Source organism: Oleiphilus sp. HI0086 (assembly GCF_001635225.1).
Window position 1 is genome coordinate 1 of the sequence record NZ_LWFZ01000993.1, and the last position, 1,107, is coordinate 1,107.

Annotated in this window: 2 pseudogenes; both read right to left on the reverse strand. The window is 43.6% G+C overall.

Features of this window, described 5'->3' with window-relative positions:
* A pseudogene (locus A3756_RS17960) lies at positions 1-847 on the reverse strand (glutamate--cysteine ligase); the annotation flags it as partial.
* A 64-nt stretch (positions 848-911) separates the two neighbouring features.
* Positions 912-1,107: pseudogene (locus A3756_RS28805) on the reverse strand (IS3 family transposase); the annotation flags it as partial.

A 1,107-nucleotide genomic window follows, 5' to 3' on the forward strand; every position in this document is an offset into this window, starting at 1 on the left:
TCGAAGCTGTTTCCTGAAATAATTCCAAAGCAGGGCGGCGTACCCAGCCTTGCCCAAAACTTACCCTAGAAGGCTCGTTCCATCGGTATCTATCTTTTATTCGCGTATCGATAGACTGCTTAAACAAAGGTACTCGTGTTTCACACCAGAGGTCGTGACCAAATAAACCGGGTGAATTAGCACCTAAAGCTAACACTAAAGGCGTCACCATTTGAAAGGCATTGAAGGTATTTGCATAGTCTTCAGGGTCGACTCGATAATGAATCTGGAATGAAGTATTCGCACCTTCCAAGGTAACGTCCTGCATATCCATTTGTAAAGGAGGTCTACCGTTAATATCAATTTCAAATTCACGCCCACGACGTTCAAACAATTGCTCAACCAAGGTTCTATAACGCTGGCGGTCCGTCATACAAACAGGCCCGAAATGAGAATTATCCAGCGTAGGAAGTATACCGACAGGAAATATGCGACCTTCATATTTTGCAGCAATATCATTTAGCTTCGACAGCTGGCGGCAAATCTCATTTTCTGTCGACTTAAACGGCGCATCCGACAGGGAATATGGAGTCAGGTTATATTCCAGGTTATAGCGGTTAATCTCCAGAGTCAGTTGTTTGTCATCAGCAGCATCTAAGATTTCTTGATTCAGCAACAAGGGCTCTCCCTTGCTATCAACAATATACATTTCGAGCTCGGCACCCAAAATAGCACTACCCGGTTTCTTTTTTCCAAAGCCTGTCTGTGACAATAGGGAGCTCAAGCTGGAAAGGTTGGTCTGCAGTTTTTTTTCAAAGTCTCGATAATCACTTTCTGCAAAACTGCTCTTATCTATATCAATTCCCATCTATCCGTACTCTGTATCAATGGTGCTTTCTCGGCGTTTTTCAAGGTAGTTGTCGCCTGAGCATTTAAGCTGCTTGTTTTTCCTTCTCCGGGTTCAACTTAACGTCACCCACTTTCTCCCAGTTCCGCGTAGCTTTTGACCACCTTATTTGGTTCTTTCTTTTCATCTTGCGATAAAGCTCATCCCTCTTCGATAATAGTTCTTCATCCAGACATAAGTGCCTTTGCTCTGGGGTAACAAAGTTAATTCGACTATGCCGG